11 protein-coding genes are annotated in these 15,138 nt (G+C 65.9%); 6 read left to right on the plus strand and 5 right to left on the minus strand.

The window, feature by feature from the left end:
- Positions 1-135 precede the first annotated feature (135 nt).
- Both NCW75_09335 and hppD read right to left on the minus strand, forming a co-directional pair.
- Complete coding sequence (locus tag NCW75_09335; protein ID UYV11502.1) at positions 136-312, minus strand: hypothetical protein; 177 nt, start codon at positions 310-312, stop codon at positions 136-138.
- 450 nt (positions 313-762) lie between these two features.
- Positions 763-1,959: a 4-hydroxyphenylpyruvate dioxygenase gene (gene hppD, locus NCW75_09340; GenBank protein UYV11503.1), complete on the minus strand. Its 1,197-nt coding sequence runs from the start codon at positions 1,957-1,959 to the stop codon at positions 763-765.
- Positions 1,960-2,164: 205 nt separating this feature from the next.
- On the opposite strand from hppD, the gene NCW75_09345 reads away from it, so the two are divergent.
- The 3 genes from NCW75_09345 to thrS all read left to right on the plus strand — a co-directional run bounded on the left by NCW75_09345 (position 2,165) and on the right by thrS (position 11,038).
- Complete coding sequence (locus tag NCW75_09345; protein UYV11504.1) at positions 2,165-3,112, plus strand: MBL fold metallo-hydrolase; 948 nt, start codon at positions 2,165-2,167, stop codon at positions 3,110-3,112.
- 906 nt (positions 3,113-4,018) lie between these two features.
- Positions 4,019-8,524, plus strand: a complete 4,506-nt coding sequence (locus NCW75_09350) for an AAA domain-containing protein (protein UYV11505.1) — start codon at positions 4,019-4,021, stop codon at positions 8,522-8,524.
- A 423-nt stretch (positions 8,525-8,947) separates the two neighbouring features.
- A complete protein-coding gene (thrS, locus tag NCW75_09355; protein UYV11506.1) occupies positions 8,948-11,038 on the plus strand; it encodes a threonine--tRNA ligase in 2,091 nt (696 codons plus the stop codon).
- 29 nt (positions 11,039-11,067) lie between these two features.
- Here thrS and NCW75_09360 read toward each other — a convergent pair whose 3' ends face one another.
- Positions 11,068-11,946, minus strand: coding sequence for a hypothetical protein (locus NCW75_09360; protein UYV11507.1), 879 nt, complete (start codon positions 11,944-11,946; stop codon positions 11,068-11,070).
- Positions 11,947-12,116: 170 nt separating this feature from the next.
- Positions 12,117-12,578 carry a hypothetical protein gene (locus tag NCW75_09365; GenBank protein UYV11508.1) on the minus strand — a complete coding sequence of 154 codons (462 nt, stop codon included), beginning with the start codon at positions 12,576-12,578 and terminating at the stop codon, positions 12,117-12,119.
- A gap of 191 nt (positions 12,579-12,769) precedes the next feature.
- Here NCW75_09365 and ispF point away from each other — a divergent pair, with 191 nt between their 5' ends.
- On the plus strand, positions 12,770-13,318 hold the full coding sequence (ispF, locus tag NCW75_09370) for a 2-C-methyl-D-erythritol 2,4-cyclodiphosphate synthase (protein UYV11509.1): 549 nt from the start codon (positions 12,770-12,772) through the stop codon (positions 13,316-13,318).
- Between the two features lie 6 nt (positions 13,319-13,324).
- Here the strand turns inward: ispF and NCW75_09375 are convergent, their stop codons facing one another.
- On the minus strand, positions 13,325-13,660 hold the full coding sequence (locus tag NCW75_09375) for an HU family DNA-binding protein (protein UYV11510.1): 336 nt from the start codon (positions 13,658-13,660) through the stop codon (positions 13,325-13,327).
- Positions 13,661-13,819: 159 nt separating this feature from the next.
- On the opposite strand from NCW75_09375, the gene NCW75_09380 reads away from it, so the two are divergent.
- Positions 13,820-14,155 (plus strand): ATP-dependent Clp protease adaptor ClpS, encoded by a 336-nt coding sequence (locus tag NCW75_09380; GenBank protein ID UYV11511.1) that lies wholly within the window; start codon positions 13,820-13,822, stop codon positions 14,153-14,155.
- A 10-nt stretch (positions 14,156-14,165) separates the two neighbouring features.
- Entirely contained in the window at positions 14,166-15,119 is a 954-nt protein-coding gene (locus NCW75_09385) for a hypothetical protein (GenBank protein ID UYV11512.1), read from the plus strand.
- Positions 15,120-15,138: the final 19 nt, after the last annotated feature.

A 15,138-nucleotide genomic window follows, 5' to 3' on the forward strand; every position in this document is an offset into this window, starting at 1 on the left:
GTTACGCCGTGTCCCCCGCTCCCGGGACTCGCGATCGCCATGCCGCCCAGGACGCTCTCACGCCCCGAACAGTCTCTCTTCCTCTCTTCAGTCACCCGGTCGATGGGCCCTTGGGATCAGGCCCACCCGCTTGCGCTACGGCTTGGTGGTCGCGGGCTTCTGACCTTGCTGCTGGTTAGGCTGCTTGTCGCCGCCGACGCCCTGGCCGGGCTTGCTATCGCCGGGCTTGTTCTCACCGGTCTTGTTCTCGGCGGGCTTGGGTGCCGACGCGTCGGGCTTCATGGTCTGCTCGTTCTTGTTCTCGATGGTCATGCGAAGACTCCTTTGTTGATCGCCGCGCGTGCGGCGGTGATGTATCGCCGCGGGTGCGGCGTCGTGAATTCGCCGCGCGTGCGGCGGAGTTGGTTGGTACAAAGAACGTCGGCCCATCGCCACGTGCGCATCCCAGAACGATCCCCCGCACACTTCAGAGAAGGGCGCGGGCGTCGGCGTGGTCGGAGCAATCCAATCGATGCGGCGCGGATAATGCCGGCTTTCCGCGAGCGTGATTCGACGCGTGCCCGAGGGCCGCAAGTCGTGAAGCTCGCATAAGAGCATAGCTGGTAGGCTGATCGCCAAGGGCTCGACGGCCCAATGCACGGGGAAACACATTCACCGTAGTGGCGTCAGAGCACGCACGGGCCACAAATATAAAAAGGAAGCCTGCGTGGCTTCCTCTCGTCGTGCGTTCACGGGTTCGACTTGTTAAAGCGTGAAGAAAACTTACAGATTCCCCCGCTTCTCCTGCTCCAACTCCAACGCCTCGAACAGCGCCTTGAAGTTGCCCTTACCGAAGCTCTGTGAACCCCGGCGGCTGATGATCTCGAAGAACAGGGTCGGGCGGTCCTGCAGCGGCTTGGTGAACAACTGGAGCAGGTACCCCTCGTCGTCGGCGTCGACCAGGATGCCAAGGTCCTTGACCTTCGTGTGGTCTTCCTTGACCGCCTCGTGGCCGTTCTCGGTGAGCATCTTGTTCACGCGGTCCCAGACCAGCTCGTAGTAGGTGTCCGGCAGGCTCAGGAAATCGACGCCGCGGCGGCGCAGCTCGGCCACGCTCTTGAGCTCGTCGTCGGTGCGCAGGGCCAGGTGCTGGATGCCCGGCACCATGCTGTGCCACTCGAGGTATTCGAGGATCTGGCTCTTCTTCTTGCCCGGGGCGGGCTCGTTGATGGGCATCTTGATGAGGTTGTTGCCGCTGGCCATCACCTTGCTCATCAGCGCGCTGAACTCGGTGGAGATGTCCGCGTCATCAAAGTGCTTGAACATCGCGAAGCCCATGACCTTCTCGTACCAGTCCACCCAGTAGTTCATCTTGCCCTCTTCGACGTTGCCCACGCAGTGGTCGACGAACTTGAGGCCGCAGGGGTGCTGCTTGTTGTAGTCGTTTAGCGAGAACGCGCCGAACTGGCGGAAGCCCGGGGCGAACGCGTCGCCGCTCTTGACCTTGTCCAGCGCGTACGCGCCCTCGCGGCTGACGAAGCTGTGCACGGCCCGGCCATAGGCCTTCACGCCGGCCATGGTCACCGAACCGTTCTCGTCGCTCTGGGTGTACGGCTCGTACGCGCTCTCGCCGCCGTTGCGCAGCACCTGCTCGTACGCGGCCGTCGCGTCGGCCACCGTCAGGGCCACGTCCTTCACGCCGTCGCCGAACTTGACCAACTCCTCGTTGATCGCGTGATCGGGCGTGAGCGGCGTGGTCAGCAGCAGGCGGATGTTGCCCTGCGTGAGCAGGTACTGGGCCGTCTCGCGGCTGCCGGTGGTCAGGTCGGCGACCTGGGAGACCTGGAAGCCGAAGAGCTGGGCGTAGAACACGGCCGCCTGCTTGGCGTTGCCGACGTAGAAGCGGACGTGGTCGATGTCGATCAGGTCGAGCGGATCGACGACCTTGCTCGTGCTGGTGTTCGTAGCGGTGGAGGTCATGATATGGTCTCCGAAACGGATCACCCGCTCCCGATGGGCCGCCCCCGCTCGCCGGATCGATTGCCCGGGTCTACGCGAAAGGCTGGCCAGCACGAATGTCCGTGTCTTGATTACATCCTATGCGTTCGGGGGGCGGGAGGTTCCCGATCGGCTGCCCCGGAAACCGCCAATAAACGAGTCCCAGAGGGGATTATGCTTGGCGGAGATGACCGGTGACTATCCCAACTCGGGCCCAAAACGCGGCATCATGAGAGTGGCCCGGGCCCTGGCCCGCCAATGGCGGCCCATCGTCGCCGAGCGCGTGGGCGAGCGGACCGGCCTGCGATCCCCCGCCGAGCCCATGGCCCCCGCCGGTTCGCTCCCCGACCGCGACGCCTGGGACTCGGCCCAATTCGGGGCCTTCTGGTTCGGCCAGGCCACCAGCATGCTCCGCGTCGGCGGCCAGACAATATTGACCGACCCCCACTTCGCCGAGCACGCCGGAGTTGGATTGCGAGGCAAGCCCACCGGACGCCGCCGCTCGATCGCCCTGCCCGCGACCGTCGACGACCTGCCGCCCATCGACGTGCTCGTACTCACCCACGCCCACATGGACCACTGGCACAAGCCGACGCTGGAGCGGCTCGTGAGCCCCACCACCACCGTCGTCGTGCCCAAGCACACTCGGAAACTCCTGCCCGATCGCGGCCGCGGCTTCAAGAACGTGATCGAGCTCCGCTGGCAGGAGACCGAGGACCTGAACGGCTTCGGCGTGACGGCCTGGCCCTGCAAGCACTGGGGCGCCCGCTACCTCATCGACCGCTTCCGCGGCTACAACGCCTACGTGATCGAGGACGACCAACGAAAGCTCCTCTTCGCCGGCGACACCGCCGACACCGACGCGTTCGATTCGCTCGCCGACGACACGAACCCCATCGACACCGCCATCCTTGGCATCGGCAACAGCTACGAGCCCTGGGACCGCGTCCACGCCACCCCCGAGCAGGCCGCCGGCATGGCCAGCCGTATGGGGGCGAACCGCCTCATGCCCATCCACCACAGCACCTTCCACGACGCCGCCGAGCCGGTGGGCCAGCCGCTCGAACGCCTCCGCGCCGTCTGGGCCCCGCGCGAGATGATCTGCGAGGACGTGGGGCAAGCGCACCTGGAGTGAGGGGGGCCGGGAGCCCCCGCGCTCTCGGACGTTGGGCCGCGACGCGCCCGGGGCCGCGTCGTGACCCGGCCCCGGCGTTTCTCGGACCGGCCCCGCGCGGGGGGGGGGGCGGCCCGGATCGCCACCACCCTCGCCCGGAGCGCCGGCCCTCCCGTGAATCCTGCCGCCACCATCGCGCGGGCCGGCAGGAGGTTCGCGCCGATCGCCAGCGCTCGCGCGAGGGCCGGCGCTTCCCGCCCGCGGCCCGCCAGTTCCCTCGCGCGGACCGCCGAAACTCGCGCGAGGGCCGCCAATACCCTCGCGCCGATCGCCAGCGCTCGCGCGAGGGCCGGCGCTTCCCGCCCGCGGCCCGCCAGTTCCCTCGCGCGGACCGCCGAAACTCGCGCGAGGGCCGCCAATACCCTCGCGCCGATTGCCAGCCCTCGCGCGAGTCCTGGCAATCCGAGGCGCACGTCCTGCGCTCGGGGCCTCCTGACGCTCCCTCCAGGGCGGCTAACGCGAACATTGACCAGAAAAAATCTTCGTTCTCTGTTTGGAGCGGGGTTATCCTGGGATTGCGGCTGGTATCGGACGGGATGCGGGAGGCTTCTCGGGTCTCTGGCTCAACGAATCCCCGTCGTGAGGTGGGGTCACGAGCCGCCGGCAGGGGCCCTGGGCACAAGGTGTCTGGTTAACAGCTCGAACCCATAACATGCCTTACGGGGTTATCCTCTAGCAATGGCATGGTTTGGCAAGAATAAAAAATCGAATGAATGGTCACCCGTACAGGAGGGGCAAGACGATCCATCGCCTGCTGAAGCTACCGGGTCGGGACCGCCACCTTTGCCCGACAAGATTCGAAACGGGGAACAAGCAGAGGCGGCTCCGAATCCGACAACCGACGTAAGGCAGCGAGTCCTCGGGCTCTTGCGATTCCTTCGTGAGATTACCGAACTGAGCATCAAGTCCGTCCGGGATACGCAGTCCTACGAGCATTGTGTGTGGCTCCAGGACATCGCTGGCGCACCGGGTTGTGTGTGCAGGGTGCCGGGGGAGCTCTGGACGCACGGCGATGAATTCTGGGCGGAAGTTGTCAACCAGCGCAAGCCCCCAGCGCCGCTCCCTCCCGAGGTCTGCGAGCGGTGGATTAAAGGGGTGTGGGACGACTACGAGCAAGAGCCCACTCTTCGCGATCGCGTGTTGGTACCCGCCGAGGCTCAACCTGAAACAGACGCCATCCGCGAGGACGCGGCCGAGATCACGCAATGGGAGGAGCCGACGAAGCTGTTCGCCAGCCCGGCGGTTTCAAAAGATGGCGCAAGCGACGCAAATGCGCACGAGCTTGCGCTCGCCGACCATCCTGACGTCGCAGAGGCATGGCAAGCATATCTTGAGCAACAGTGGCGCCCATGGGTCGATCGGATCCAGACCTGGCTGCACAACCGCCGCATCTACCGCAAGTTCTTTGAGATCCATCAGGCCCAGGAACGACTGGGCGAGGCCTACGAGTTGGTCATGGGCTTCGGCCTGCTCGCGTGGGCACCTGAATCGGGTGAGCCGGTGCGACGGCATCTGTTGTGCGCCAACGTGGAACTTGAGCTTGATCCCAACAAGGGCGTGTTCACCCTGCGGCCCGCGTCCGAGGGGGTGAAGCTTCGTGTGGAACTCGACATGGTCCCCGTCGACCAGCGGCCGACCGACCTGCAAGAGCGCATGAGCGGCGCTGCACTGATCGCCGACGATGATCCCTGGGAACTGGGCCCGATTGAGAACGCGCTGCGGTCGGCCGCCCGGGCCCTGCACCAGGATGGCGAGTACGAGCGGGCAATGGAGCGTCCGGGGCAGGCCAATGCCGCTCCGCGCGTCCACATCGCGCCGGCGCTAATCTTGCGCAAGCGATCGACGCGCGACCTGCTCAAGGTGCTCGATGCCATCTCGCTCGATGTGGAAGAAGCCGGAGCACTCACGCCCCTGCTCCAGTTAGCCGTCGAAGCAACGGTCGATGCTCCAGAAAATGACGACCATGAGCGATCGCCGGTGGTCGACCTTCCCGAGCCGGTCTACATGCCGCTGCCGACCAACGACGACCAGGAGGCCATCGTCCACAAGGCGCGCCACGCCCACGGCGTGCTCGTTCAGGGACCGCCCGGAACAGGCAAGAGCCACACGATCGCCAACCTCATCTGCCACTTGCTGGCCACCGGCCAGCGCGTCCTCGTCACCGCTCAGACGCCTCGCGCCCTTCAGGTGCTCGTCGGTGATGGGGAGAAGGGTGGCAAGCTGCCCGAAGCCATCCGCCCGTTGTGCGTCGGCCTCATGGGACGCGGGCGTGACGAGATGCGTTCGCTCGGCGAGTGTGTCGGCCGGATCCTGGGAAAGCGCGAGGAATGGACCGAAGCGCACAGCGCGAAGACGATCGCGAAGCTGAAGCAGACGCTCGACGGGCTTCGTGCCCAGCAGGCGGGGCTTGCCTCGGACCTCCGCCAACTCCGCGAGCGCGAGACCTACCAGCACAGCTTCGGCGATGGTGCCTACAAGGGCACGCTGGCCCGGATCACGCGGGATATTGAGGCCGATGCGGCGCGGCTTGGCTGGTTCGAGGACGAGCCCGAAGAGGATGCGAGCTTTGATCCGATCGTGCGCGATGACCTTGGAGAATTTCTCGGCCTGTTGCGCAGCATTTCGGCGGACGATGAGCGAGAGCTGGCCCAGTCGTATCCTCGCCGCCATGACCTTCCCTCGCCCCAGGACTTCGCAAGCCTTGCCGGACGCGAGCGGGACGCAAAGTCTGAGGCTGCGCACTGGAGCGAGCCCGGGCGATGGGGTGAGGCCCTCAGACGCACCCCGCGAGACTCGGTCGAGATCGTCGCGACCACCAGCCAGGCCCTGCGGGCCAAGATCGAGCAGGCGACCGCGCGGCAGCTCCCGTGGAGCGACCGGGCGGTGCGCGAGGTCCTGGGCGAGCATGAGACGCCATGGCGCGAGCTGCTCGACGGCTCGGCGAGGTTGATCGATGGCCTACGAGCACGGGCACGCGATGCGGATGAGAAGCAGGTCCACGGTGCTCCCGAGAGCCTCGACGCCGAGGCCATGCGATTCGAGGCAACCCGCCTGGTGGAGCACCTGGAGGCCGGCGGGCGGTTGGGATGGAGCCCCTTCAAGCGCAGACCGAAAGCCGTTCGGAACGCGGCCAAGCTGATCCGGCCGGTTCGCATCGCGGGGCGTCCGTGCGAGGATGCGGCGGGGCTCCGGTTGCTGATCGAGCGAACCGAGACCGAATTGGCCGTGCGGCGGCTCTGCCGGCTATGGGCGGGCAAGGCTCACGCCGAGCACCCCCTGCTGGCCGATCGGGTCGCCGAGATCGAGGAACACAATGAGGTGCTCGCGGCCATCCTGGAAGCCTTCGAGCTGCTCGGCCCGTCGCAACAAGGCGCCCTTGCCGCTGGCGTATCGCCGATGCCGGCGTGGAGCGATCCGCAGACGGCCGCCGAGCTCGCGGCCTCGGCGCAGTACGCGTTGAGCCGGCTGGACCTGTCCAGTCTCGAAGAACAGTGGCGGGCCACTGCCCGCGCGCTGCCGCGTGAGGGCGATGCCAACGCGCATCCCATCAACACGGAGCTGCGACGCATCATCGAGCAGCGTGATGCGCACGGGTTTGCCGCGATGTGTCCAAGTCTCGAAGATCTGTGGAAGAGATCGGCCGATCTGGCCCGGCGCAAGAGTCTGGAACGCGGACTATCTGAGGTGCTGCCAAGGCTCGTCGATACTGCCCACGCGCAGCCAGACGATGACCGATGGCCCGAGCGCTTGGCGGATTTGGACAAGGCCTGGGCTTGGGCGTGCAGCCGCCAAGCGGTGCGCGCCCTGCTTGAGCAGGATGACTCGGAGGAACTGGAGCGTCGGTACAAGGACACGGGCCGGCGGATCGAGCAGGCCGTGGAGAATCTGGCGGCGGAGAAGGCGTGGCTGTCGTGCTTCACGACGATGAATGATGCGCACGCCAGCCACCTGAAGGGGTGGAAGCACGCGGTTCAGAAGGTTGGCAAAGGCACCGGCAAGCACGCCGAGAAGTATCGCCGGGACGCTCAGCGTCATCTCGAAGCATGCCGGGAGGCCATCCCGGCATGGGTCATGCCGTTGCACCGGCTTTACGAGTCCATCCAGCCCAAGGCGGGCATGTTCGACGTGGCCATCGTGGATGAGGCCTCGCAGTGTGCGCAGGACGCCCTCGTACTCGCGTACCTGGCCAAGCGCGTCATCGTGGTCGGGGACGACCAGCAGATCTCGCCTTCCGCTGGATTCATGGATGGCGACGTGGTTGAGATGCTTATCCGCAAGCACCTGGACTTCCTGGTTCACAAGGACCTGTTCCGCAAGGGCAATAGCCTTTACGACGCGGCAAACCGATGGTTTGGCAACAGCATCGTGCTCAAAGAGCACTTCCGGTGCGTGCCCGAGATTATCCGATTCAGCAACGACCTGTGTTATTCGGCGAGCCCGCTGATCCCGCTTCGTCAGGACCGCCCGAGTTTGGAGCCCCTCGTGTGCCGGCGCGTGCCCGAAGGCCATCGGGAGGGCAGGGGGCAGCGCGTGGTTAATAAGCCCGAAGCCGTCGCTTTGGCCGATGCCATTGCGGAGTGTTGCAACGATCCCCGGTACCGCGGCAAGACCATGGGCGTCATCACGCTCCAGGGTTCCGGCCAAGCCCCGATGATCGAGAACCTGCTGCTCGATCGGCTGGGTCCAGAAGAGATCGAGAAGCGCCGGATCCTGTGCGGCGACGCCTACGCCTTCCAGGGCGACGAACGTCACGTTATGTTCCTGAGCATGGTGGCGGCCCCGAACGAACGCATTGGTGCGTTGACCAAGGAGGACGACAAACGCCGCTTCAATGTGGCCGCGAGTCGTGCTCAAGACCAGATGTGGTTGTTCCACACCGCCACACCCAACGACCTCAATCCCAACTGCGTGCGGCGGCGGCTTCTCGATTTCTTCCAAGACCCCCGAGGAACCTTCGAAAGGTCGACCGGTGTGAGTGTCGAGCAGCTTGATCGCGCCGCGGTGAAGGGCGACCGGTACCCGGGTTCGCAACCTCACCCCTTCGATAGTTGGTTCGAGGTCGATGTCGCACTGCGGATCGCCAACACCGGCTACAGCGTGACGCCGCAGTACGAGCTCGCACGGTACCAGATCGATCTCGTGATCGAAGGGGAAGTCGACGGCAAACTCAGGCGTCTCGCGGTCGAGTGCGATGGCGACCATTGGCACGGACCCGAGCAGTACGCCCAAGATGTACACCGGCAGCGACAACTCGAGCGGGCGGGGATGCGATTCTGCCGAATCCGGGAGAGCGCCTTCTACGCCAACCAGGAAAAGGCGATGGAGCAAGTCTGGCAAGCTGTCTCGGATCTTGGGATTGGTAAGTCTCTGTAAAGCCGCCAGACCCCCTCAGTCTCGGAAGACCTCGACAGCTCCCCCGCTGGGAGCGGAGGAGCGGGTAAGAGCCCCTAGGGCGGGCGTACGGAGGGGAGCACGGCTTGCCGAAGACGGGCAAGCCGTGGCACCCATTACCCCCCCATGGAGTGGGCGTGCTCACGCAGCGCGGCTCGGAAGGACGGGGCCGCCACTCCCGCATTCCAGCCGTGCCGCCACCTGGCCGATATACTCCCACATGCCACGCCCCACCACCACAACCACGACCACTACGGAAACCCGCCCCCGCGGCTAGTCTCGGCGTGCCCACACACGATCCCCGAGCCCGGCCGCATGGCCGGGTTTTTGTTTGGCCAGCAATCCTGAACGACCCCCTACCCTTGACCCTTATTCGAAGAGCCCCCAGCCCACGGAAGCAATCCCATGAGCCACCCAGTCAAGATCACCCTCCCCGACGGCTCCACCCGCGACTTCGACGGGCCGGTCACCCCCCTCCAGGTCGCCCAGGACATCGGCGCCCGGCTGGCCAAGGCCGCCGTGGGGGCCCGCATCAACGGCGAACTGGCCGATCTGGACGCCCCAATCGTCGCCAACTGCAACCTGGCACTGCTCACCGAGAAGACCCGCGATGGCAAGCCGGACGAGGGGGCCATGTACCTGCTGCGGCACTCGACTGCTCACGTGATGGCCGAGGCCATCCAGCGTGTCGTGCCCGGGGCCATGCTCGTGTACGGCCCGCCGCTGGACACCGGCTTCTACTACGACATCGCCTTCCCCGAGGACCGTCCATTGAGGGAAGGCGACTTCGAGGCCATCGAGGCCGAGATGGCCAAGATCGTGAAGGAAGACCGGCCCTTCACTCGCTACGACATGGAATACAGCGATGGGCTAGAGAAGCTCAAGGGCGAGGGCAGCAAGTACAAGCTCGACAACGCCCATCGCGCGCACGAGGCTGGCTCGCTCAAGCTCTCGTTCTACGCCACCGGCGAGCCCGGCAAGGACTGGGAGGACCTGTGCCGGGGCCCGCACGTGCCCAGCACCGGCCGCATCGGCGCGTTCAAGGTCATGAGCCTCGCCAGCAGCTACTGGCACGGCGACGAGAACAGCGACCGCCTCACCCGCGTCTACGGCACCAGCTTCTTCAGCAAGAAGGACCTGGCCGAGTACCTCGATCGCCTCGAACAAGCCAAGGCCCGCGACCACCGCGTGCTGGGCAAGAAGCTGGGGCTATTCCACATCGACGAGACCGTGGGCCAGGGCCTCGTGCTCTGGACCCCAGCCGGCGCGGTCATCCGGCACGAGCTCCAGCAATTCATCGGCACCGAGCTCACCCGCCAGGGCTACCACGAGGTCTTCACCCCGCACATCGGCAAGCTCGACCTCTACCGCACCAGCGGCCACTTTCCGTACTACGCCGACAGCCAGTTCCCGCCGCTGGTCGACCGCGAGCACATGCACCAGCTGAGCGAGGAGGGCTGCACCTGCGCGCAGCTCAGCAACAACCTCAAGGTCGGCCAGATCGAGGGCTTCATGCTCAAGCCCATGAACTGCCCGCACCACATCAAGATCTACGACAGCCAGCCGCACAGCTACCGCGACCTGCCCCTGCGCCTGGCCGAGTTCGGCACCGTCTACCGCTGGGAGCAATCGGGCGAACTCAACGGCATGACCCGCGTGCGCGGCTTCACCCAGGACGATGCGCACCTGTTCTGCACCCCCGAGCAGGTGGGCGAGGAGGTCCAGGGCTGCCTCGAGCTGGTCAAGATCATCTTCGGCGCCCTGGGCATGGAGGACTACCGCGTCCGCGTGGGCCTGCGCGACCCCGATAGCGGCAAGTACACCGGCGACGCGGCCAACTGGGACAAGGCCGAGGAGGCCTGTCGTGAGGCGGCCAAGTCGCTGGGTGTGCCCTTTACCGAGGAGCCCGGCGAGGCGGCCTTCTACGGCCCCAAGATCGACTTCGTCGTCCGCGACGTCATCGGCCGCGAGTGGCAGCTCGGCACCGTCCAAGTGGACTACAACCTGCCCGAGCGCTTCGAGCTGACCTACATCGGCAAGGACAACAAGCCCCACCGCCCGGTGATGATCCACCGCGCCCCCTTCGGCAGCATGGAGCGCTTCATCGGCGTGCTCATCGAGCACTTCGGCGGCGCGTTCCCCCTGTGGCTCAGCCCCGAGCAGGTGCGCGTGCTGCCCATCAGCGAGAAGACCAACGACTACGCGCTCGGGGTCGTCGCCGCCCTCAAGGCCGCGGGCATCCGCGCCACCATGGACGACTCGGACGGCCGCATCCAGGCGAAGATCAAGAACGCCGCCGAGCTGCGCATCCCCTACCTGGCCGTCGTCGGCCCGCGAGACCAGGAGAACAACGCCGTCTCGATCCGTGCGCGAGGCGTGCAGAAGGATCTCGGGGCGCTGCCGGTTGGTGAGTTTGTTGAGGCGTTGGTGAGTGAGCGGGAGAGCAAGGGGACGGAGTCGGTGCGGGATCGGTTTGCGGAGGCGGCGAGCGTGTAAGCATTTGCTTCACCGGGTTGCGGTGACTACTACGGCCGGTTGTGACGAACCGCCGTCCAATCCCGCATCGTCGCTGAGTGCTCGTACGAGCGTCCGCATTCCGGGCAACGACCTGCCTCGGGCAGATCTCGCAAATCATACAGACAGGCGGTGCAAAGCAGGTTGTGCGCCCTCGCTGCACGCCGAAGGCGACCGGCAATTGTGGGCAGGCACACCGACAACACGCCCACGAGGACTACAAGTGGCGCAAACGCGAACATCCACCACGGGTCGGGTAGTTGGAACCAGAACAGGCACAGCAACCCGGTCGCCGGCAAGAGGATGCACAGAGAGAGCAACATCGCGGCGTGCAAGCGTGACAGCGCGGGCACGACCCGTCCCTTGCTGAACTCGCGGTCGTGGATGGTCATGGCAAGCGAGGCGAGCAGGTGGATCGCTGCCAGGGCCGCCATCAGGAGTATCGCGATGTACACAATGTTCCACATGCGGGCGTGGCGATCGACGATGACGGCCGTGAGTTGGCCACGCGAGAGCAGGTCCAGGGCCACAGGCCTGGGGTCGAGTTTGTCTCCGGGCCAACCGTGCGTGGTGTCACCCGATGCAAAGTCGGCACGGATCTGTGCCTGTGCCCATGTCAGCATCGCTGGGTCGGGTCTGGCGACATGGGCATCGTTCGTGGTGAGGTGAAATTGCCATTCGGTCGTATCGAGCAGTGGACCGACACCAGAACGACGCAATGCAAAGTGCAGGAGTTCGGACCGCGAACCGTTGCCCGGGCCGCCACGCGGGTGCCACCAGCCGGCCACCGTACCCCCACGCCCGGTGGTGCCGCCCAGGTCAAACGCCATCTCGAAGGCGACTAAACTAGCAAACGCCACGGCCACGACGCCTATCGAGAGCAGCGCCATCGGCCACCGGCGCCAACGGGGCCTGGGTTTTGATCGCAAGTTCGATGCGCGTCTGCCCGCCAATGACATCTCCAAGACTCGGATGATCTTACAGTATTATTGAACCATACCGCTATTTCACAAAAAAGCCCGGGCTCGCGCCCGGGCCTCGTCAACAGGATCAGCGATGCTCAGCCCTCGCCACCCTCAACCGGCTCCCCACCCGTCGGCGGCAGCGGCGTCGGCTCGCCCTCGGGCGTCTCAAGACGCGGGTACTCGGGCTTGTCACGCTCGAACCAGTCGATGCGGCGGACGCCCTCGGGCGGGCAGGGCATCTCGCCCTCGTAGATGATGTCGCCGCTCTGGCCCGACTTAACCTCCCAACGCATCTCGTCGGGCATGATGATGTTGTCCTTGTCCCCCGACAGGAAGCGGATCTTCATCGAGTTGCCCACGCCCAGGTCGTACCGCCAGAGTTCTTCGCCCGTGCGGGTGTCGATCAGCAGAACGGTCTTGGGGCTGTAGGTCCGGCTGACGTAGGGGTAGCTATCGCTCGACGTGTAGCACCCGGCAAGTGGCAGCGCCAGCGCGGCACCAGCCAGCGCCAGGGCGGCCATGCGGACAGGACGGGAGTGGCGAGGGCTTGTCTTCATCGAAGGCTCCGCGGATGTGGGCAAGGGGGCGGCGGTTGCGTCTGCGACCCGATCGACGTACGACGGGCGGCGTGATGGGTTCAATCCGGGTCCAACAGGACCCCGTTGGTCCCCAACCCTATCTCCCCTCTATCGTCAGGACAGCCCGCCGGCCCCACACCAACCGGCACCCAACCCGCCAAGGCCCCATTATGACCCAAACAATACCCGGCCGATCATCGGATGACCCACCCCTGCGCATCGGCCACGGCTACGACCTGCACCGCTTGGAGCCCCAAGCACCCCACGGATCGGGCAAGCCGCTGGTCGTTGGCGGCGTGAAGATACCCCAGGACACGGACCGTCCGATCGGCCCGGTCGCCCACTCCGACGGCGATGCCCTCCTCCACGCGCTCACCGACGCCATCCTGGGAGCGGCCGCTTTGCCCGACATCGGGCAGCTCTTCCCCAACGACGACCCGGCGAATGAGAACGGCGATTCGGCACGATTTCTGGCCGAGGCGGTCCGGCTCATGCGGAATGCCAGCTGGCGGCTGGCCAATGTCGATCTGACCGTGCTGCTCCAGGCCCCAAAGCTCGGCCCGCACAAGGCCGCCATCCGCGAGCGCATTGCCGAAATGCTCGACCTTCCGCCGGATCGCGTGAACGTGAAGGGCAAGACCGGCGAGCACGTCGGCCCGGTGGGCCAGGGCAAGGCCATCGAGGCCCACGCCGTCGTGCTGCTCGTTCGAGAGGGGTGATCGGCGTTAGCGCGCGGCGTCCTGGTGGGCCGTGGGCTTGCTCTCGACCTGCCCCGGTGGCCGAGCGCTCTCGGTCAGCCGTTCGCGTAACGCCGGGGCGGCCTTGAAGCCGCAGGTCTCGCTGGCCGGGATGCGGATGGGCTCGCCCGTTGTCGGTTTCGTGCCATTGCGCTCGGCCCGATGCCGGCGGGTAAAACCGCCAAAGGCGGTGATCTTGACCCGCCCGTCCTCTATCAAGCCCCGAGTGATGCCCTCGAGGACGGCATCGAGATATTGGGCGGCCTCTCCACGAGTGGCCCCAAGGCTCGAGGCGACACGATCAACTAAATCACTCTTATTCATTGGCGCAGGCTCCGCTTCCGCGCTGCCTGGAGAACGCACAGGCCATCGCCCCATGAAGACTTGTTCACATTGCGAGGGTTATCGGCGCAACAAGCCAAACGCATCAAGAACTTTCGCCCGCACACGACATCTTGCCAGACCGCTACGATCACGAACACCATGGCACACGCACCAGCGAAACCCAACACCAGCCCCTCTCCGACGACCGATTCCCAGCCGCTCAGGCCCTGGAACGTCGTGCTGCTGGACGATCAGGACCACTCGTACGACTACGTCATCGACCTGCTCGGCCGGCTTTTTGGCCACGACCGGACGCGGGCCTTCGAGCTCGCCCGCAAGGTCGATACCGAGGGCCGGGCCGTGGTCGCGACCACCCACCGCGAGCTGGGCGAGCTCCGCGTCCAGCAGATCAGAGCATTTGGTGCCGATCCGCTGATGTCTCGCAGCAGGGGACCGATGAGGGCGATCCTCGAGCCGGCCGAGAGCGGCGAGTAGGACAAAAACCGTGAGCCGGGATAAGCCGCTGGTCATCCAGACCGAGACGCTCGACCCCACCGCTCAGGCCTGGCTGCGTGAGCGCGTCGACCTGCGAGTCTGCCCCTACGACGACCCCGGCTTCATGGATCTGCTGCCCCAAGCCGATGGGCTCGTCGTGCGGACCTATACACGAATAAACCGGGCCCTGCTCGATCGGGCACCCAACCTCAAGGTCGTCGGCCGCGCGGGCGTCGCGCTCGAGAACATCGACATCCCCGCCTGCCGGGCCCGCGGCATCGAGGTCGTGCACACGCCGGCGGCCAACACGCAGGCCGTCGTCGAGTTCGTGCTCTGCCTGCTGCTCGACGCGCTGCGGCCTCGCGTGTTTCTCGACGCCCCGCTCGAAGGCCGAGACTGGCACGATGCGCGCAACGAACTCCAGGGCGACTGCCACCTGAGCGATCTCGACGTTGGCATCCTGGGTTTTGGCCGCATCGGGAGCCGCGTGGGCAAGGTGCTCACGGCCCTGGGCTGCACCGTGCGATACCACGACATCCAGGACATCCCAGCCGACCAGCGTCATAGCTGCGAGCCCGTCTCGCTCGAAGAACTCCAGCAGACTTCGAAAGCCCTGACCATCCACATCGACTGGCGCGACGGCAACCACCACTTCGTCAACGCCGGGTTCCTGGGCACGCTCCGCCCCGACGCCATCGTCGTCAACACCAGCCGGGGTTTGGCAATCGATCCGAACGCCCTGGCCGATTGGCTCAAGGCCAACCCCAAGGCCCGCGCCCTGCTCGACGTCCACGATCCCCACGAGCCCCTCGACCCCGGCTACCCGCTTCTGGGCCTGCCCAACGCCCACCTGGCCCCCCACATCGCCGCCGCCACCGCGCCGGCACGGTTGAATATGAGTTGGGTGGTGCGAGATGTGGTAGCGGTGCTAAAAGGCGAGACGCCCAAATGGCCAGCACCATAGGTATTCGTGCCAACGATTA

The sequence above is a fragment of the Phycisphaera sp. genome, from assembly GCA_025916675.1.
Lineage (GTDB): Bacteria > Planctomycetota > Phycisphaerae > Phycisphaerales > UBA1924 > JAHCJI01.